This window comes from Kitasatospora sp. NPDC032150 (assembly GCF_055579945.1).
The window spans coordinates 41,086-58,133 of sequence record NZ_JBVIMH010000042.1; the positions used below are offsets into that span (position 1 = coordinate 41,086).

The window sequence follows — 17,048 nt, forward strand, 5'->3', positions numbered from 1 at the left end:
CGTCTCCCCCTACTGGAGACTCAAGCCCATCGGCTGGCAGCGGCAGACCGGCCCTCGTCCAGAAGTCTCGCCGACTACTCGACGGCGTCTCTGCGTCGTATGTGCAGATGGCCGTCGCGAGGGAAGGCGGGCGGCGCCGCGGCAAGGACTCTGTCGAAGTCATACCGGCTCTTCTCCGCGACTCGGCACGAGGCCGGGTTGTCCACCTGATGCAGGAGTTCGAGCTGCTTCAGCCCATCGGGCCCCAGGGTGTCGAAGGCCCAGCCGGTGAGAGCCTCCAGAGCGCGCGGCGCCACACCCTTTCCACGGGCGTGCGCCGCGGTCCAATAGCCCACCTCCGCGGACGGTTTGCCGGGGGCCGCCTCCTTGAGGACAACGTTGCCCACCAACTGCCCGTGCGGTGAACCGGGGTGCGTTTCGAGCACCGCGAAGCCGAACCGGCCTACCGTCGCCCAGCCCCGCTGCTCGGTCTGAACCCACCGCATCGCGTCGGCATCGTCCTTCACGACGGAGTTCGTCCAGCGGCGCAACACCGGATCCTGGAACACCTCTACCAGCGCGGGAATGTCCTCCATGCACCAGGGACGAAGCAGGAGGGCGGGAGCGGTCGGCATCGCGGCCGCATGCAGTACGACGGTGTTATGCATCAATCGATCGTATGTGAGAGCGCACTCCCTGACACCGACGAACCATGCCCGTGGTCCACTATCACTGCATCCACAAGTCTTGACAATTGCTCCGAACCGAGGCCCCGGAGCCGGTTGAGTCCTCGCCTCACCAGGATGCGGTGGACGGTCGCCGGCGCGAGTGTGACGCCGTGCAGCCGTTGTAGGTCGGCGGCGAGCCGGGCTGGCCCGTGCTTGGTCTGCCGTCGCAGCACCTTCACCAGGTCGGCGATGTCCTCGGGGGTGCGGACGGGGCTGGTGGCGGGGCGGGAGGAGTGGTCGAGCAGTCCGTTCTCGCCGTGCGCGCGCCAGCGGGCGTACCACTTGGCCAGGCAGCGGCGGGAGATTCGGCTTCGGCAGCGACGTGTGCGATCGGACGTCCGGCGGCGATCCGCAGGCACGAGCGCAGACGTCCTTCGGGGGTCAGCGATGCGTTCCGATGTCCCCTGGCGGTGGCGCTCCTGGACTCGGTGGCCGCGTTCATCGGGGGCCCTGGGATCTCAGGGCCCCCGCGTGAGCGGCTGTGCGTGGCGTCAGCGTGCGAACTTTTCCATAGCCGCCGGGGTGACGGGGGTGAAGAAGTTGACGAGGTTGCCGTCGGGGTCGCGGAACAGCAGCGACCGGTTGCCCCAGGGCATCGTGGTGGGCTCGGTGACGAAGTCGGTGACGAAGCCGGTCAGGTTCTGGTGAACGCGGTCCACGTCGTCGACGAGGAACTCGGTGATCACGCTGTGGTTGTCCGCCGGGCGGGCAGAGCCCGGGGCGAACAGCGGGACGGTGCGGGTGCCGGCGATCGCGAGGGTGGCGCCCGCGGTCTTGAGTTCGGCGAAGTCTTCGGTGGCCCACGTCGCCCGCGCCCCGGTGGCTCGCTCGTAGAACTCGACGAGGCGCGCTACGTCGCTGGTGATGATGCGGATCGAGACGAAGTCCATGGGGATCTCCTTGGCTGTGTGGAGGCGTGCACGTCGCAGGCTAGGAGAAATAGTGGACAGAATCGGTCCTGTATTCGCGCTATGTTGTGCACATGCCTCGACCCACTGGCCGCGTGCTGACACTCCTGGAGCTGCTGCAGTCGGGCGGCACCCAGACGGTGGCGGAACTCGCAGACCGGCTCGGCGTCGAAGGGCGCACCGTGCGGCGGTACGTGGACCAGCTGATCGACCTGGACGTGCCCGTGGAATCGGTGCGCGGCCGCTACGGCGGGTACCGGCTCGCCCCCGGGTACCGCTTGCCTCCGCTCATGCTCAGCGACGACGAGGCGCTGGCCGTGCTGCTTGGCCTGGTCGCTGGCCGCCGGGCAGGGCTGATGACGACGCAGCACACGGCAAACGAGACTGCATCGGCCAAGATCCGGCGGGTGCTGCCCAAGCACATCGCCCGCCGACTCGACACACTCCTGGAATCCCTCGCCTTCACGGAACAGCCCGGAGAGTTCGACACCCCGGACGCCGGGGTCCTGCTCACCATCGCCGATGCGGTGCGCCACCGCCGACCGGTCTCGATCCGTTACACCGACCGCGACGGACGGCGCAGCGAACGCACACTACACGCGTACGGGATCGTCGCCCATGCGGGCCGGTGGTACGTCACGGGCACGGACGTCCGGATCGGCGAGGACCGAACCTTCCGGCTCGATCGCATCACAGACGCGCGGACCCTGCCCGGCTCATTCGAAGCGCCGGCGGGTCCCGGTCCGGCACAGCGGGTGTTGTCAGGGTTCGCCACGGCTGAGTACCAGCATGAGGTGACCTTGCGGATCCACGGGACGGTTGAGCAGATCCGCACCCATCTTCCCGCCAGCGTCGCGAGCCTGGAGGAGCACGGGCCCGCGGCATGCGAGGACCGGGCAACCGAGCGCTGGCTGCGCGTTGAGCTGCGGGCGGAGCGGCTCGACTGGTTGCCTCCGGCACTCGCCTCACTCGACCGGCCGTTCGTCATCGAGCGCCCCGATGAACTACGCGACCTCGTCATCGAGCTCGCCGATCGCCTCGCGTCCTACGCCCGCCAAGCCTGACAGCGAGGAACCAATGTCATGAGATGGCACACCTAGGGCCTGTGTGGTGTTGTGATCAATCAGTGGTCAGCAGGAGATCATCGATCCAGATCATCGAGGCGCGGAGGTGAAGGCCGGCGAGGTAGCTTTCCGGGCTCTTGTTCATACTGGGTCGCGATGCCTCGCCAGGCCTTCAGCTTGTTGATCAGGCGCTCGACGGTGTTCCGCTCCTTGTAGAGCTCGGCGTCGTAGCTGACGGGGCGACCGCCTCGGCTGCCCTTCTTCTTCCGGTTGGCGGTCTGGTCCTTCTTCTCCGGGATGACCGCCTTGATGTGGCGTTTACGCAGGTGGGCACGATTGCCGCGGGACGAGTAGGCCTAGTCCGGGTGTGTTGCGGGTGGCAACATTCGTTAGCCTGCGCGTTTCACTTGCGTCGGCGTTCGAACGTGAGCGTGAACGCGAAAGTGCCTTCTGTGCTGGGATGATGAGGCTTGTCGAAGGTCTCTGTCAGCCCAGCAGGAAGGCACTTTCTACGTGAAGACTACCGGGTCGCGTCCCCGGCTCGTCGTCTCTGCCGACGGCCGAGGGGTGATCAACCACGCCGGATCCCGCCTGCTGGCCGATCTCGCCGACGCCACCGGCCTCACGAACGGCTTCGGCGATGCCCTGCGCCGGCTTCGGCCGCGCGGCACCGGCCACGATCCGGGCCGCATCACGGTCGATCTGGCGGTAATGCTCGCCGACGGCGGCGAAGCAATCACCGATTTGGCCCTACTGCGCGACCAGCCCGAGGCGTTCGGCCCCATCGCCTCCACCCCGACCGCCTGGCGGCTGCTGGCCGGCCTCGATGCGGCCGCACTGCGCGCCCTGCGCGCTGCCCGCGCCGCGGCCCGCGAGATCGCTTGGCTCCAGGCCGGCGAAACCCGCGACGGCATACCCGCTGCCCATGCCGGCGGACGCGAACCGCCTGGCCTGGTCTTGGACATCGACGCCACCCTCGTCACCTGCCATTCCGAGAAGGAGAACGCCGCGCCGACCTACAAGCACGGCTTCGGCTACCACCCGCTGCTGTGCTTCCTCGACAACACCGGTGAGGCCCTGGCCGGTGTGCTGCGGCCGGGAAACGCCTCGGCCAACACCGCCGCTGACCACGTCAGCGTGCTCGATGCCGCGCTCGCCCAGATCCCCGACGCCCACCGGCACGGCACCGAGATCCTCGTCCGCGCCGACAGCGCCGGATCCGCCAAGACCTTCCTGACCCACATACGCGCCTTGCGCTCGCGCGGGATCCACACCCGCTTCTCGGTCGGATGGTCCATCACCGAGCGGTTCGCCCGGGCGATCCGCCACCTGCCCGACCAGGTCTGGCACCCGGCCCTCGAGCAGGACGGCTCCATTCGTGAAGGCGCCCAGGTCGCCGAACTACCGCCATGGTCAACCCGCCCGGGCTGCCCGAGGGCACCCGGATCATCGTCCGCCGCGAGCGACCCCACCCCGGCGCCCAACTGTCCCTGTTCGACCTGGACGAGGGCATGCGCCACCAGGTCTTCCTCACCGACACCCCCTACGGCCAAGGCTCCCTGCAACTACTGGAGGTCCGCCACCGCGCGCGCCCGCATCGAGGACCGCATCCGCTGCGGCAAAACCACCGGATTCGGCCGCTTCCCCTCCCGCCACTTCCCGATCAACACCGCCTGGCTGGAACTCTCCCTGGCCGCCATCGACCTCCTCGCCTGGATGCAAACCCTCCTGTTGGACGGTGAGTTGGCCACCGCTGAGCCGAAGAAGCTCCGCTACCGGCTGCTGCACGCCGCCGCCCGCATCAGCCACGGCGCCCGCCGACTGCACCTGCGGATCGCCGCCACCTGGCCCTGGCGCCACGACCTCGCGGCCGCCTTCACCCGGCTCCAGGCCCTACCTCGACCCGTCACCTGAACCGGCACCCTGGCGCTGCCCACCAACGACCAAGGACCCTCGGGGCCCCCGGCCAGCGCGTCGGGCCCTTGGCATGCCCAGCCACCGCACACCACCAGGAAGGCGCCATCACCGCCATCAACCCGGCTCAGTCAGACCCAACTGAAAGGCGGAGGTTAGTGCTGTTGGGCGGCTTCGCCGAGCATGCTGTCCGAGGGCGGATTCCCGGGTGATGGTCACAACACGATGGCCTCTTATGAGTGACATGACGCACTTTCAGTCGTGCGGATAGATAGTCTCCGAAGCATCAATCTCGGCCGGGCAAAGGGCTACTGCTCACCAGCTGAATCTTCTTCGGTCCACTGAACAGCCGTGACCTTGCCCTGCTTGTCGACTCGGAGAGGAAGCGGAAGTGGCTGCGCAAAATCATGGCGAGGCGGCCCCCAGGCACGGATGGATGACAAATCCTCGCTCTCGCGCCGACATTCTGTTCAACGGCGGCTGGCCGTCCAACGGTCTGGAAGCGGGCAAGTTCTTCCCGGCGACGCGTGTCGGGCTGACGGACCCGGACGTGCCGACGGATGTCGTGAGTGGGCCCAAGCCCGTGCCGCCGGACGGCCTGATCGCCAGCGGGGGAAGTGAGCCAGCCGGTGCGGCGCTCGATGAGCTGCGGGACTGGCCGAAGGTCGATCTTCCGTCGGGCACGGAGGTTCCCTTCCAGTGGAACTTTTCGATGAAGCACAGGACGCGCCGCTACAACTACTTCGTGACCAAGGAGGGTTGGGATCCGAGCGCTCCGCTGGGCCGCGCCCAGTTCGAGCCTGAGCCGTTCGCGACGTACAAGCCGTACGGCGACCTCCCGTACCCGGAAATGCCGCCGGCCAAGGACGATCCGCACCTCGATAAGCCGCACCCGATCAAGCTGCCGGAGCGTTCCGGCTATCACGTGATCCTTGGCGTGTGGGAGGTTGCCGACACAGGTCATGCCTTCTACCAGGTGATTGATGTCAACTTCACCCGGTAATTCCGCAGGGGAGGTTGCCCCCGGTTACGGAGAGGCAACCTCCCCGCCGCCGCCTGAACGAGGCGGCAGCGGCGCCTCCTCTGACATGGGTGCTTGCACCACACAGCGGGAAGCCGTCCTCGCCCGCGCCCTGGAGCTGGCGGACGGGACCTGTGCTCTCCGGCTAGGGCGGCTGGTGCTGCCGCAAGACTCCGCCGACCCGACCCATGGGACCGGTCCGTTACCCGCGCGGTGACGACTGCTGGCTGTCGTAGTGCTCCTGGGCGGCGAGGAGCTCGGCTCCGTGCTGGCCGAACCATCGGATGAGTTCGGTCAGCGGCCCGGCCAGGCTGACACCGAGTTCCGTCAGGCTGTAGGTGACCTGGGGCGGGTTGGTGGGCGCGACATGGCGGCCGACGAGCCCGGCCCGGGCCAGTGCCTTGAGGTTCTGCGACAGCATCTTCTGACTGATGCCACCGACTCGTTGGTGCAACTGCGCGAAGCGGTGCGGGCCAGCGATGAGGGCCGAGATGATCAGTGTCGCCCAGCGGCTTGTCGTCTGGTCCATGATCGGCCTGAGCGCGCACTTGTTGTCGAACGTGTCGTGGGCCAGGAGCCGGGTGGCCGTCGCGACCTGCTGAGTTTCTATCACCGCAGGAGCTTACAAAAAAGTAGGTACTTCCCAGCAGTAACGGGCTTTCCTACGGTGACTTCGCAAGCACCAACGTTCGAGGAGTCACTGTGAGCAGCAGCAACGCACGTACGGCGATCGTCACGGGCGCATCGAAGGGCCTGGGTGCGGGGATCGCCAAGGCGCTGGCCGGGACCGGTGCAGCCGTCGTGGTGAACTACCGGGAGGATGCGAAAGGCGCCGAGCGGGTCGTCGAGGGCATCACAGCCAAGGGCGGCCGGGCGATCGCGGTCCGGGCGGACGTGGCCCGCGGCGACGATGTGCGCCGTCTGTTCGATCGGGCGCGCGAGGAGTACGGACCGGTCGAGGTGCTCGTGAACAACGCGGCCGTCGCCGCCTTCGCGCCGCTGTCGGGCATCACCGAAGAGGAGTTCCAGCGCGAGATGACCACGAACCTGCTGGGTACGATCCTCACTACGCAGGCCCTGGCCGCGCAGGACGACATCAGCGCCGCGTCGATCATCAACGTCTCGACGGCCGGCACGCTCACCCACCCGCCGTACGCCTCGCTCTATGTCGCGTCCAAGAGCGCTGTCAACGCGTTCACCATCGTTGCGGCCAAGGAACTGGGCCCGCGTGGCATCCGGGTCAACGCGATCATGCCCGGACCGTCGGACACCGAGGGCACCAGGGCCATGGGATTCCCCGGCTCGGCTCAGGAAGCACAGGCGATCGCCGGCACCCCGCTGGGCCGAACGGGTACCCCGGACGACTACGGGCCGCTGGTGGCCTTCTTGGCTTCCGACGACGCGCGCTGGATCACCGGGGATGTCATCCTCGCTTCCGGCGGCATGCGCTGACGCCCCGTCCGTTCGGCTACGGGCTCCGCCGCCTGCCTGCAGTCGGCAGGCTCCTGCAGCCCAATCGGTGATCGTCCGCAGGAGGTGCGTGCGGTGGCCGCGGCGTGGCCCGCACAGCTGGAGCCGTTGTCGGTCAGCACCCGCTGGACGGTGATCCCGGCCTGTTCGAAGAACGCCTGGGCGCGGGCCCAGAAGGCGGCGGTCTCCTTGCGTTCGTCAGACAGGATCTCGCTGTAGGCCAGGCGGGAGTGGTCGTCGACGGCGTTGTGCAGGTAGCTGTAGCCCACCCCGGAGCGGGTCTTGCGGCCGGCCTCGCGGCCGAGGACGTGGTGGCCGCCGCCGTCGGGGATGTTGCCGAGCTTCTTGATGTCGACGTGGACCAACTCGCCTGGCGCGGAACGCTCGTAGCGTCGGATCGCCCGGCCCGTGGCCCCGGTCGAGGTGCGCGAGGCGGGCGAGCTTGTAGCGGGTCAGCACGCGATGCACGGTGGCGGGGTTGAGTCGCAGCAGGTAGGCGATGCGGGCCGGTCCCCAGCGGCGGAGCACACGGATCTTGATGATCCGTCGCTCAGTGCGTGTCAGGGTCCGGTGCGGGCTGCGGTGCGGCCGGCTGGAGAGGTCGCTCATGCCGGCCTCGCCGAGCGCGCGGTAGCGGTCCGCCCAACGCTTAGCGGTGGTCGGTGAGACCTGGAAGCGCCCGGCGGCCCGCCGCAGCGGCCAGCCGTCCTCGACCGCGCAGCGTGCCAGACGTAGGCGTCCGGTCGGTCAGCGGGGAGTTACGGTGTGGCATGAGGGCCTTTCTGGTCGCCGGGTGGATGTCGCAATCCACACCGAGCCAGGAGGCCCTCACTCATTTCAAGATCACCAAGCCGTGACCCCTGTCACCAACCTCCGTGGTCAGTACAGCTAGGTGCCACGGCGTGGAGGCAGGCCGCGGACCAGATCGCGGCCGTCCCGGACGTACCCACTGCGCTGACCAGCCCGCACTGGTACGGCCAGGGCTGGGATGACGTCGTCCACCACCTGCACGACATGGCCGGCGTCATGGAACCGTAGGGCCCGACCAGGAGGAGAGCACATGGGCCCGTTCCCGGCATTTAGAGCTGCCGGGAACGGGCCACAACGCATTCTGCCGCCTCGCCGCGCCTCGACCGACCTCGGTGGGTATCCGGTCGCGCCGGAGGGCAAAGGCGCCCTCGCCGCGCAGGGGACGGCGGTCTACGCGTTGCTGGGGTGAGCCGCCTCTCAGCTCGCCGTCAGCACGGCGTGCAGTGCTCGGGCCTCCTTCAGCAGGCGGGAGGAGCCGCGCTGCGCCGCAAGCGCCTCGACCGCCGGCAGCGCGCCGGTCGCGCCGCTACGGGCGGCGCAGTCGGTGGCGATGGCCAGCAGCTCCGGGACGCCGCGTATCGGCTCCGGCGCCAGCAGGCCCGGCAGGGCGGAGCGGAGGACCGACCAGACCGTCCCGTACGCGCCGGACTCGGCGGCCTGGCGGAGGCTGAGCGGCAGCCGGTTCAGCGGGGCCACGCCGCAGCGGACCGCCTCGGCGAGGTCCGAGCCCAGGCGGTCCGCGTCGAGCGCGCCCTGGGCGGCGAGCAGCAGCAGGGAGTCGACGGCCGCCGTGCGGTCCTCCGCCGTCGCCGCGCCGAGTGCGCACGCCACCGTCAGGTGGACCCCGGGGCCGGCCGGGCCGCCCGCCTCGACCAGCTGCGGCAGCAGCTGCGCGCCCTTGGCGCCATACTGGGCGGCTTCGATGATCGCGCTGCCGAGCCGCACCGCCAGCTCCTCGCGGTGGCAGGGCAGCACGGCGAGGGCGTAGGGCGTCGCGATGCCGCCGTAGGAGGGGATGTGGCGCCCCTCCCCGTCCAGCATCGGGTTGAGCATCCGGCGTATGTCCGGGTGGAGCAGGGGCTCCTGATCCGGCGCGAGCCCGGGTTGGGTGACGCGCGGGCACGCACGCGGCCCCGCCCCGGCCGGCAGCCGCTCGGTACGCTGGCCGGGCAGCCCGCCCTGGGCGAGCCACCGAGCCAGCCGTCGGCCCTCCGCCGAGCGGAGCTGCACGGCTGCCGCCTGCACCTCCGGATCGTCCGTCGGCAGGACGCGGAGCAGCGCCTGGCTGAAGTCGGCCGCGCCGACCTCGCCCTCCGCCGCCTCCAGGGCGGCGAGGCGCTCCACCAGCACGGCCGCCTCCAGCCCGCCGTCCGCGTAGCTGGGCGTGGCGACGAGGAAAGGCGTGCGTCCGAGCACGATGAGAGCGGCGGCCTCGTGCACCCGGGTGGCGTGGACCGCGCTGAGGCGCTCCTGATGTTCCGTCCGGAGCGGGCCCTGCCCCTGCAGCATGGCGTGCGCCCGCGCCTCGGTGACCTGACCTGCAGCCGCGGCCGCGGCGAGGGCGATCCAGGTGTAGTCCGGAGACCAGACGCTGAGCGTCTCGGCCCACTGCTCCTCGCCCAGCACCGGCTTCAGCGCCGCCCGGAGCGCCTCTCCGTCCCGGAACGCCTCGCGGACCAGGCCGGCCAGCGTCCGCTCGAAGGCGGCGACACTGCCGTCGCCCGCCAGCACGGCGGCCAGCTCCTCGGCCACGGCGGCGGGACCGTCCAGCGGCTCGGCCAGCGGCAGGGGCTGGGGGAGCGGCGGCAGCAACTCCTCGTAGGGCGCGGCCGCGTCCGACGCGGCGGGGGCGTCCAGGCCGAAGAGCGCCACCGCACTGGCGGCCTGGGCCGGACCGAGCAGCTCGGTCGCCGCCTGCAGTTCGGGCAGCAGGGCAGGACCCGCCACCTTCAGGTGACGCGCCGCCACCTTGAGCGCCCGCTCCTGCAGTTCCGCGTCGCTCTGCCCGAAGGCCAGGGCCGCGCCGCGCACGGCCGCCGCCGCCCAGTCCGGGGAGCGCCGACCGGAGCGGTCCAGCCAGGTGAGCTGGGCGCGCAGCAGCTTCTTCTCGCTGCGGAAGAAGACCGTGGCCGAGGCCTCGGTCAGGTGCTCCGGCTCCAGCAGGCCCGCGGCGTCCGCCTCTGCGAGCTGTGCCTGGCCGAGGGCGGCCACCGGCGACAGGCTGTCCAGCAGCGGCAGGTAGGCGCGGATCCGTGCGGCGATCTCCTCCGGGGTCGGCGCGAGCTGCTCCAGCAGCCGCTGAAAGCCGCGCTGGTCGCCCGGCCGTCCGCTGCGCGCCAGCCGGGCCAGGCAGCGGTCGAGTATCTCGTCGCGCTCGACCACGCCGGCCTCGATCAGCCCGAGGACCGCGCCACGCCACGCCTCGCCCAGCTGGTCGCCCGCGCCGACGACGTCGAACATCCCGAGGAGCAGCGAGGGGGTCGACGGCACCTGGGCCAGCCGGGGCACCAGCTCGCGCCGGTACTCCTCGGTCGCGTACGGCGGGACGTGGTGGTGCTGCCACGCAAGTACCACTCCGTCAGTGACCGGCACCGGCTCACCCGCGGCGCGGGCGAGGCGCTCGACGGCCGGGTACTCGTCGCCGAACCAACCGGGCCGCCGGTCGGCGATCCGGCGCAGCACCTCCGCCTGCCACTGCGGACTCTGCCGGTCGACGACGGCCAGGACCGTCTCGTTCTGCCAGACCACGATCCCGGCGGGGGAGCCGATGCCGTTCGCCCAGGAGAACGCGGAGGAAGGCGCCGTGTGACAGCCGAGGCCGGCCACCAGCAGGGCCAGCTTGTGGCCTCCCGAGTGCTCCCACCAGGCGACGGACATCTCCTTGCGGCGGCGCTTGAGTTCAGGCAGCAGGGCGCGGCGCTCCGCCGGGCCCAGTGCGGCCAGCGCAGCCACGACGCCGTTGGCATCCCCGGCGTCCACACAGTCCAGCAGGCTCATCGCGCCGCCACCTCCTTCAGCTCGGCGGAGGCCGTCGCCTCCGCCGCCAACCCGACCGCCAGCACGTGCTTGCACGGTCCGCGCCCGCCGCGGTACTTGGCCCACCAGAGGCAGGTGCACCCCAGCGAGCCGTCCGCCGCGCGGCGGACCCGCTGTACATGATCCTCCACGTGCACCAGTGCGCCGCCGTCCGCCTCCGGGCGGACCGCCCCGGCGGCGACCAGTGTGCGGGCGGCCCGCAGCCGCGGGTTGCGGGACTCGGCGCGGCCCGCGTCATAGGGGAGCTGGCGGTGGAAGAAGGCCGCCTCGGCGGTGTCGTAGCCGACCTGCCCGGCGGTGCCCAGCCGCGTCAACGCCGCGCGGACCCGCTGCGACGACAGGCCGGCCTGCTCGGCCAGCTCCCCCACGTCGATACGCGGCTCCCAGGCCAGCAGCACCGCGACCAGTTCCGCGTCCTGCTCGCTGCCGGCCGAGGCCAGCGCGTCCAGCACGCCGCCCTCGCCGGAGAAGCCGCGGGCCGGGTCGGGGGAGAGAATGAGCGTCAGCCGCATGCCGGGCAGCTCGACCTCCCAGGCTGAGCTGGTCGGCCGGCTGTCTCCGGCCGTCAGCGGCGGGCCGTAGATGCGCAGCGCGCGAGCGTGGCGCAGCACCCGCTGCAGCGCGACCAGCCGCTGCGGGCCGGGCAGGCAGACGGCGCCGGGCACGGGCCGGCTGGTCGGCCGCAGCAGACGCCCGGTGGGGATGACCCACTGCGTCGGGCCGGCCGTGCCGCGCGCGCTCCCCGCACTTCCCGCCGTCAGCGAGCGGAGGAAGCGGACCGCCTCGGCGGCGGGCAACTCGGCGCGCAGGTCGAAACCGGCGGCCACCACCTGCGTCTCGGCGAAGCCGCGCAGCCAGCGGTCCGGCAGCGGAACCTTCTTCTCCACCAGCGGTCCGTCCAGCGTGGTGACCTCCAGCGCCTCCGGACCGACCGCGAGCCGCAGCGGCTCGGCCGGGCCGATGCGGCCGAGGGCGTCCCGCAGCGGAACGTTGATGTCGACATTGGTGGTTCCGTGGCCCATCTCGCCGCTGTCCAGGCCGGACTCGAGCACGTCGAGCCGGGCGTAGACGCCGCCGCAGCCGGAGAAGGACTCGAAGCGCAGCCGGTCGCCGTTGGCGGTGACCACCGGGTCCAGCGAAGCGGGCAGCCGGGGCTGGTAGTAGCGTGCGGCGGCCACGTCCGCGACCGCGAGCAGCCCGGCGGCCACCGCTGAAGGGGCCGTCAGCACCCCCTCGAAGAAGTGGGGATGGGCGACCTCGCCGAAGGGCGTGGCCCCGCCGGAGGTCTCCAGCCCGAGGCGCCCGTGCAGGTCGTCCAGCACGGAGGAGCGCAGATAGCGGTACGTGTGAGCGGCTTGCGTCATGTCGGGAACGCTAGAGCAGGGGACTGACAGCGCTCGGCGCCAGTACAAGTTCGCCGGCGCCCCGGCCGCGGTCTACGAGTCCGCCTCGAACGCTGCCGAGGTCTTCGCCATCGCGCAGACAGCCTGATCTCCCACGCGTACAGCGCCAGCGGCAGCACCTGGAGCAACTGGGCCACCCTCGGTACGTGGAAGTTCCAGACCACCTGATCACGAGCGGGAACGAGCCCGCGCTGCCCCGGGGCAGAGGCCTGTACGGGTACGGGCCGTGCGGCCTCCGGTGCGGGCAGCCGAAGAAGATCTGCCCAGAGAACAACGGCAACGGCTCCACGTAGGCCCGCTCGGCCGCCCTACTCCTCCAACCCGCCCAAGCCTCTCCTGCCCGGTGTCATCCGCCCTCGGCGTGGGGGCCTACGGCTGCGCGGGGTCGGTGGTGAAGCGTTCGGGGTGGGCGGCGCGGGTGTAGGCGACGGCTGTGCTGGCCGAGACGGCGAACAGGTGCATGAGGTGGACGGGGTCGCCGGTGTGGCGGGCCTCGTCGAGGATGCGGTCGCGACGCAGGTGCTGGCCCGATACGCCGGCGGCGGTGTAGAGGTCGTAGAAGAACGACAGGCCCGCGGGCGGGCCGGCGGGATTGGCGGCGGTGATCTGACTGGTGATCAGGTGGAGGTTGGAGCAGCGCGGCCAGCGGCGGTGGCGTTCGCGCAGCATCCGTTGCAGGAGGGTGAGGGTGAGGGTGAGCTCGTCGAGGATGAGGGTACGGGCCGGGCCGGGCCGGTGCGGTTCAGGAGATGTCGGCGTCGGCCTTGACCACGTACACCTCCCACGGCTCCTTGCCCGGGCCGGTCACCCAGGTCTTGTCCTGGAGCGCGTAGCAGCAGGAGGTGTCGTTCTCCTCGAAGGTCGCCAGGCCGGAATCCTTCAGCCAGGCGGTGGCGGCGGCGACCTGCTCGGTGGACTCGACCTCGACTCCGAGGTGGTCAAGCCGGGTGTCCTCGCAGGCCTCGCCCTCGATGAGGACGAGCTTGAGCGGCGGCTCGGCAATGGCGAAGTTCGCGTAGCCGGGACGGCGCGTGGCCGGCTCGACGCCGAACAGCTCGGAGTAGAAGGCGACGGAGCCTTCGAGTCGAGGTTGGCGACGCGCAGAGCGAGCTGAACACGGGACACGGGGGCTTTTCCGATCCGAGGTCTTGTGTCGACATCTGTCGATACAGCGACCTTGCTCTCTGATTAGATGGCTGTCAACATAGGCGTATGTCGAAATCAGAGCTGGTCGTCCTCGGGCAGGACAACGCCATGGTGTGCTGCTCGCCGATGGTCCGCGAGCCACTGGGCGAGGAGGCCGCCGTCGACCTGGCCCGGATGTTCAAGGCGCTATCGGACCCGGTGCGGCTGCGGCTGCTGTCGCTGATCGCCTCGCACGAGGGCGGCGAGGCGTGCGTCTGCGACCTGACCGGCCCGTTCGACGTGTCCCAGCCGACCATCTCCCACCACCTCAAGGTGCTGCGCGAGGCCGGCCTGGTCGGCTCCGAGCGCCGCGGGACCTGGGTCTACTACTGGGTGCTGCCCGCCGCCTTGGCCCAGCTCTCCTCCCTGCTCCAGGCCCCGGCCGACACCACTGCCGCGGCGGCGGGAGTTGTGAGATGACCCAGATAGCTCCGCTCGGGCGCCGGGCAGCGGTCGAGTTCGTCGGGACCGGGGCGCTGGTCGCCGTCGTAGTCGGCTCCGGCATCCAGGCCACCAAGCTGTCCCAGGACGTCGGCGTGCAACTGCTGGCCAACTCCCTGGCCACCGTCTTCGGCCTTGGCGTGCTGATCGCGCTGCTCGGCCCCGTCTCCGGCGCCCACTTCAACCCGGCCGTCACCTTGGCCGCCTGGTGGACCGGTCGCCGCGGCTGCGAAGGCCCGACCCTGCGGGAGGTCGCCGTATACCTGCCCGCGCAGATCCTCGGGGCGATCGGCGGGGCGCTGCTGGCGGACGCGATGTTCGCCGAGCCGCTGGTGCGCTGGTCCACCCATGCCCGGTGGGCCCCGCACCTGTGGCTGGGTGAGGTCGTGGCGACCGCCGGGCTGGTCCTGCTGATCTTCGGCCTGGCCCGCGCTGGCCGGGCGCACTTCGCGCCGGTCGCGGTCGCCTCCTACATCGGCGCCGCCTACTGGTTCACCTCCAGCACGTCCTTCGCCAACCCGGCCGTCACGATCGGCCGGGCGTTCACCCCCACCTTCGCCGGCATCGCCCCCGCCTCCGTGCTGCCGTTCATCGCCGCCCAGCTCGTCGGCCTGCTCGTCGGCGTCGCCCTGGTCGCCGTGCTGTTCGGCCGCCCCGCACCCGCCGCGGAGGACGTCCTGGTTCCGCACGGCGAGCACCATCCGGTCGCCTCTGGCCGCTGAACCCCGCCCCGCTCTTGAAGGAAGAACCCGTGAGCTCTCCCGTCGTCCCGTCTGTGCTGTTCGTCTGCGTCCACAACGCCGGCCGCTCCCAGATGGCCGCCGCCTTCCTCACCCACCTCGGCCGCGAGCGGGTCGAGGTTCGCTCGGCCGGCTCCGCCCCGGCCGACACCGTGAACCCGGCCGTGGTCGAGGCCATGAAGGAGGTCGGGATCGACATCTCCGCCGAGACCCCGAAGGTCCTGACCGTCGAGGCCGTGCAGGCCTCCGACGTGGTAATCACCATGGGCTGCGGCGACGCCTGCCCGTACTTCCCCGGCAAGCGGTACCTGGACTGGAAGCTCGACGACCCGGCCGGCCAGGGCGTGGACGCCGTCCGCCCGATCCGCGACGAGATCGAGCAGCGCATCCGAGGCCTGCTCACCGAGCTCGGCGTCGAGGCAGCCGCGTGACCACTACGGCGGTGACCATAGGAGCGATGTTCCCGGCGCACCGGCTGCGCCGCCGCTACCGCTGCCCTGGGGACACCTGGGTCAGGAGCTCGGTGACCAGGCGGCCGTGAGCCGTTCCGATGTTTGGCTCCTTGCCGGGGATGCCGTCGGCTCGCAGCTTCGCGACGAGGGACCAGTAGTGGGACATCCGCGGGTCGGCCCGGGTGAGGTCCTGGGCCAGTGCGCGGCGGAATGCGGGGGTGTCCTTGGCGTGGCGGGCGCGGGCGTAGGCGTTCACGAAGCAGTCCACTGCACCGGGGGCCCGCCGGGCCGCAAGTTCGTAAGCGCTGCCCAAGCCCTCGTAGAGGGTTCGGGCGTCGCAGTCGGCGGTTTCCCGGCGGATCGCGGTAGCAGCCGCGCGGTCCGAGACCAGGGCGTGCAGTCGGGCGTAAGCCAGTGCCTGCCGGGGAGACGGTGAGGACGGAAGGTCCGGTACGGCGGCGTCGATGATGCCGGTGAGCAGGCAGCGGGGCAGCCGGGCCGGCAGCACGCGCCGCCAGAAGGTGACGAAGGCGTCGGTGGCTGGTGCGACGGTGAGCGCGTCGCCGAGTATCTCCACAGCCTCGGGCATTTCGGTGGCCGCTGCCAAGGCGGCATGGCGCCAGCGGAGTTCGGTGAGGCTGCGCTCGACCTGTTGCCGGTGCAGGTCAAGCGCGTCCACCACGTCGGTCTGTCCTCGCATCACGTCGGTGACCGCCGCCAGGCTGAGCCCAAGGGCGCGCAACCGTCGTACGGTGCGTAGCTGTTCGACCGCCTCCGGGCTGTAGCGGCGGTGTCCTCCAGGGCTTCGCGTGGCTTCTCCGAGCAACCCCGCGTCCGAGTAGTAGCGGACCGTCTTCACGGGAACCCCGGCGGTCTGCGCCAGGTCACCGATGCTCAGGGCGTGGGCAGTTGCCTCCGTGTCGGTCATGCTCCCTGCGCTTTCCGCTCGGTATCGACGTGGAAATCTCCCCTGGGGGAGGTCCTATGGTCCGTCAGCCGACACTGACGATCCAATTCGAAAGGGTGGACCATGACGACGTTCGTACTCGTCCCGGGCGCTTGGCAGGGAGCCTGGACCTGGCAGGCGGTGATGTCCGAACTGACCTCCCGGGGACACCGGGCCGTACCCGCCGTCCTCGCCACCGGGAGCGGAACCAGCCTGGCTGCCCATGTCGCCCAGGTAGCCGCCCTGCTGGAGAGCGAAGGACCGAATGTCGTCCTGGTCGGCCACAGCTACGGCATCTTCCCGGCCGTGGGAGCGGCCGACCAGCGAGCGGACCGCGTGGCCCGGCTGGTTTTCGTGGATGTCTTGCCTCCTGACGACGGCGACTCGCTGGCCGACCTGTTCCTCACCCCACAGCGCCGCGACCACCTCCGGCAGACGTCCGTCGACGGGCTGATGCCGGTACCCGCGCCGGAGGACCTGGCAGGACCCGCCGGCCTGACGGGGGTTTCCGAGGAAGACCGGATGCGGCTGCACCGCTTGGGGACACCGCAGCCCACCGCCACCTTCTTCGAGGCGGTCGAGCTGACCGGGGCCTGGCGAGGTCTGCCGCTCACCGGCGTGTTCTGCCTCGCCAACGGACTCAGCCTGCAGGTGGCTCGGCAGCTGCACGCCACCGGCGCGCCGAGGTTTACCAGATTCGCCGACCCGGACACGACATTCTTCGAGCTGCCGACCGGGCACTTCCCCATGCTCTCCACGCCAGCCGAGCTGGCTGACGTGCTGGTATGCGCAGCCTCAGGCGGCGGCCGTGGCTTGCGCGTGCCCGTCGACTCACCAGGCGAACCCCTCCTCGGTCACTAGTGCCGCATCAGGCAACGTTCGCCCTGTTCACGACCTCGCGTAGGCGTTCGTCCTGGGCGTGCTTGTTTCGCCAGATGATGTAGCGGCGGA

Annotated in this window: 17 protein-coding genes and 4 pseudogenes; 9 read left to right on the forward strand and 12 right to left on the reverse strand. The window is 70.7% G+C overall.

The window, feature by feature from the left end; all coding sequences use genetic code 11:
- Window positions 1-74 precede the first annotated feature (74 nt).
- The 3 genes from ACZ5ON_RS31820 to ACZ5ON_RS31830 all read right to left on the reverse strand — a co-directional run bounded on the left by ACZ5ON_RS31820 (window position 75) and on the right by ACZ5ON_RS31830 (window position 1,597).
- A complete protein-coding gene (locus tag ACZ5ON_RS31820; RefSeq protein ID WP_465599942.1) occupies window positions 75-647 on the reverse strand; it encodes a GNAT family N-acetyltransferase in 573 nt (190 codons plus the stop codon).
- Window positions 647-1,066: a helix-turn-helix domain-containing protein gene (locus ACZ5ON_RS31825; RefSeq protein ID WP_465599944.1), complete on the reverse strand. Its 420-nt coding sequence runs from the start codon at window positions 1,064-1,066 to the stop codon at window positions 647-649. Before ACZ5ON_RS31825 ends, ACZ5ON_RS31820 begins: the two co-directional genes overlap by 1 nt.
- 132 nt (window positions 1,067-1,198) lie before the next feature.
- Window positions 1,199-1,597: a VOC family protein gene (locus tag ACZ5ON_RS31830; RefSeq protein ID WP_465599946.1), complete on the reverse strand. Its 399-nt coding sequence runs from the start codon at window positions 1,595-1,597 to the stop codon at window positions 1,199-1,201.
- 92 nt (window positions 1,598-1,689) lie between these two features.
- Between ACZ5ON_RS31830 and ACZ5ON_RS31835 the strand changes: the two genes are divergently transcribed.
- Window positions 1,690-2,679, forward strand: coding sequence for a helix-turn-helix transcriptional regulator (locus tag ACZ5ON_RS31835; protein ID WP_465599948.1), 990 nt, complete (start codon window positions 1,690-1,692; stop codon window positions 2,677-2,679).
- A 55-nt stretch (window positions 2,680-2,734) separates the two neighbouring features.
- Here ACZ5ON_RS31835 and ACZ5ON_RS31840 read toward each other — a convergent pair.
- Window positions 2,735-3,035: pseudogene (locus ACZ5ON_RS31840) on the reverse strand (transposase); the annotation flags it as partial.
- A gap of 157 nt (window positions 3,036-3,192) precedes the next feature.
- Between ACZ5ON_RS31840 and ACZ5ON_RS31845 the strand changes: the two are divergent.
- Window positions 3,193-4,593, forward strand: coding sequence for an IS1380 family transposase (locus ACZ5ON_RS31845; protein WP_465599950.1), 1,401 nt, complete (start codon window positions 3,193-3,195; stop codon window positions 4,591-4,593).
- Between the two features lie 391 nt (window positions 4,594-4,984).
- Window positions 4,985-5,596 carry a lytic polysaccharide monooxygenase auxiliary activity family 9 protein gene (locus ACZ5ON_RS31850; RefSeq protein ID WP_465599952.1) on the forward strand — a complete coding sequence of 204 codons (612 nt, stop codon included), beginning with the start codon at window positions 4,985-4,987 and terminating at the stop codon, window positions 5,594-5,596.
- 220 nt (window positions 5,597-5,816) lie between these two features.
- On the opposite strand, the gene ACZ5ON_RS31855 is transcribed toward ACZ5ON_RS31850, so the two are convergent.
- Window positions 5,817-6,227: a winged helix-turn-helix transcriptional regulator gene (locus ACZ5ON_RS31855; protein ID WP_465599954.1), complete on the reverse strand. Its 411-nt coding sequence runs from the start codon at window positions 6,225-6,227 to the stop codon at window positions 5,817-5,819.
- 89 nt (window positions 6,228-6,316) lie between these two features.
- Here ACZ5ON_RS31855 and ACZ5ON_RS31860 point away from each other — a divergent pair, with 89 nt between their 5' ends.
- Window positions 6,317-7,066 carry an SDR family NAD(P)-dependent oxidoreductase gene (locus ACZ5ON_RS31860; RefSeq protein ID WP_465599956.1) on the forward strand — a complete coding sequence of 250 codons (750 nt, stop codon included), beginning with the start codon at window positions 6,317-6,319 and terminating at the stop codon, window positions 7,064-7,066.
- A 101-nt stretch (window positions 7,067-7,167) separates the two neighbouring features.
- Here ACZ5ON_RS31860 and ACZ5ON_RS31865 read toward each other — a convergent pair.
- From ACZ5ON_RS31865 to ACZ5ON_RS31875, 3 genes and pseudogenes are all read right to left on the reverse strand, one after another.
- Window positions 7,168-7,856, reverse strand: a pseudogene (locus tag ACZ5ON_RS31865) (helix-turn-helix domain-containing protein); the annotation flags it as partial.
- Window positions 7,857-8,311: 455 nt separating this feature from the next.
- Complete coding sequence (locus ACZ5ON_RS31870) at window positions 8,312-10,891, reverse strand: DUF7825 domain-containing protein (protein WP_465599958.1); 2,580 nt, start codon at window positions 10,889-10,891, stop codon at window positions 8,312-8,314.
- Complete coding sequence (locus ACZ5ON_RS31875; protein ID WP_465599960.1) at window positions 10,888-12,294, reverse strand: SWIM zinc finger family protein; 1,407 nt, start codon at window positions 12,292-12,294, stop codon at window positions 10,888-10,890. Before ACZ5ON_RS31875 ends, ACZ5ON_RS31870 begins: the two co-directional genes overlap by 4 nt.
- Here ACZ5ON_RS31875 and ACZ5ON_RS31880 point away from each other — a divergent pair.
- Window positions 12,293-12,421, forward strand: a complete 129-nt coding sequence (locus ACZ5ON_RS31880) for a hypothetical protein (RefSeq protein ID WP_465599962.1) — start codon at window positions 12,293-12,295, stop codon at window positions 12,419-12,421. The two genes, ACZ5ON_RS31875 and ACZ5ON_RS31880, sit on opposite strands and share 2 nt — an antisense overlap.
- 281 nt (window positions 12,422-12,702) lie before the next feature.
- On the opposite strand, the gene ACZ5ON_RS31885 is transcribed toward ACZ5ON_RS31880, so the two are convergent.
- Both ACZ5ON_RS31885 and ACZ5ON_RS31890 read right to left on the reverse strand, forming a co-directional pair.
- Window positions 12,703-13,002 (reverse strand): hypothetical protein, encoded by a 300-nt coding sequence (locus ACZ5ON_RS31885; RefSeq protein ID WP_465599964.1) that lies wholly within the window; start codon window positions 13,000-13,002, stop codon window positions 12,703-12,705.
- An 82-nt stretch (window positions 13,003-13,084) separates the two neighbouring features.
- Window positions 13,085-13,458: pseudogene (locus ACZ5ON_RS31890) on the reverse strand (ArsI/CadI family heavy metal resistance metalloenzyme); the annotation flags it as partial.
- 87 nt (window positions 13,459-13,545) lie between these two features.
- Between ACZ5ON_RS31890 and ACZ5ON_RS31895 the strand changes: the two are divergent.
- Genes ACZ5ON_RS31895 through ACZ5ON_RS31905 form a run of 3 tightly spaced genes read left to right on the forward strand, consistent with a single transcriptional unit; the run spans window position 13,546 to window position 15,130 of the window.
- Window positions 13,546-13,938 carry an ArsR/SmtB family transcription factor gene (locus ACZ5ON_RS31895; RefSeq protein WP_465599966.1) on the forward strand — a complete coding sequence of 131 codons (393 nt, stop codon included), beginning with the start codon at window positions 13,546-13,548 and terminating at the stop codon, window positions 13,936-13,938.
- Window positions 13,935-14,681, forward strand: a complete 747-nt coding sequence (locus ACZ5ON_RS31900; protein WP_465599968.1) for an aquaporin — start codon at window positions 13,935-13,937, stop codon at window positions 14,679-14,681. The genes ACZ5ON_RS31895 and ACZ5ON_RS31900 overlap by 4 nt, the downstream gene beginning before the upstream one ends.
- A 29-nt stretch (window positions 14,682-14,710) precedes the next feature.
- On the forward strand, window positions 14,711-15,130 hold the full coding sequence (locus ACZ5ON_RS31905) for an arsenate reductase ArsC (protein WP_465599970.1): 420 nt from the start codon (window positions 14,711-14,713) through the stop codon (window positions 15,128-15,130).
- A gap of 55 nt (window positions 15,131-15,185) precedes the next feature.
- Here the strand turns inward: ACZ5ON_RS31905 and ACZ5ON_RS31910 are convergent, their stop codons facing one another.
- On the reverse strand, window positions 15,186-16,079 hold the full coding sequence (locus tag ACZ5ON_RS31910) for a helix-turn-helix domain-containing protein (RefSeq protein WP_465599972.1): 894 nt from the start codon (window positions 16,077-16,079) through the stop codon (window positions 15,186-15,188).
- Window positions 16,080-16,181: 102 nt separating this feature from the next.
- Here ACZ5ON_RS31910 and ACZ5ON_RS31915 point away from each other — a divergent pair, with 102 nt between their 5' ends.
- Window positions 16,182-16,958, forward strand: a complete 777-nt coding sequence (locus tag ACZ5ON_RS31915; protein WP_465599974.1) for an alpha/beta fold hydrolase — start codon at window positions 16,182-16,184, stop codon at window positions 16,956-16,958.
- A 7-nt stretch (window positions 16,959-16,965) separates the two neighbouring features.
- Here ACZ5ON_RS31915 and ACZ5ON_RS31920 read toward each other — a convergent pair.
- Window positions 16,966-17,048, reverse strand: a pseudogene (locus ACZ5ON_RS31920) (transposase); the annotation flags it as partial.

What these genes read in the sequence shown, in the direction of transcription:
- ACZ5ON_RS31830 (WP_465599946.1), bottom strand. Translation starts at nt 1,597, where the DNA reads ATGGACTTCGTCTCGATCCGCATCATCACCAGCGACGTAGCGCGCCTC.
- ACZ5ON_RS31875 (WP_465599960.1), bottom strand. Translation starts at nt 12,294, where the DNA reads ATGACGCAAGCCGCTCACACGTACCGCTATCTGCGCTCCTCCGTGCTG.
- ACZ5ON_RS31895 (WP_465599966.1), top strand. Translation starts at nt 13,546, where the DNA reads ATGTCGAAATCAGAGCTGGTCGTCCTCGGGCAGGACAACGCCATGGTG.
- ACZ5ON_RS31820 (WP_465599942.1), bottom strand. Translation starts at nt 647, where the DNA reads ATGCATAACACCGTCGTACTGCATGCGGCCGCGATGCCGACCGCTCCC.
- ACZ5ON_RS31885 (WP_465599964.1), bottom strand. Translation starts at nt 13,002, where the DNA reads ATGCTGCGCGAACGCCACCGCCGCTGGCCGCGCTGCTCCAACCTCCAC.
- ACZ5ON_RS31880 (WP_465599962.1), top strand. Translation starts at nt 12,293, where the DNA reads ATGTCGGGAACGCTAGAGCAGGGGACTGACAGCGCTCGGCGCCAGTAC.
- ACZ5ON_RS31910 (WP_465599972.1), bottom strand. Translation starts at nt 16,079, where the DNA reads ATGACCGACACGGAGGCAACTGCCCACGCCCTGAGCATCGGTGACCTG.
- ACZ5ON_RS31870 (WP_465599958.1), bottom strand. Translation starts at nt 10,891, where the DNA reads ATGAGCCTGCTGGACTGTGTGGACGCCGGGGATGCCAACGGCGTCGTG.
- ACZ5ON_RS31915 (WP_465599974.1), top strand. Translation starts at nt 16,182, where the DNA reads ATGACGACGTTCGTACTCGTCCCGGGCGCTTGGCAGGGAGCCTGGACC.
- ACZ5ON_RS31900 (WP_465599968.1), top strand. Translation starts at nt 13,935, where the DNA reads ATGACCCAGATAGCTCCGCTCGGGCGCCGGGCAGCGGTCGAGTTCGTC.
- ACZ5ON_RS31835 (WP_465599948.1), top strand. Translation starts at nt 1,690, where the DNA reads ATGCCTCGACCCACTGGCCGCGTGCTGACACTCCTGGAGCTGCTGCAG.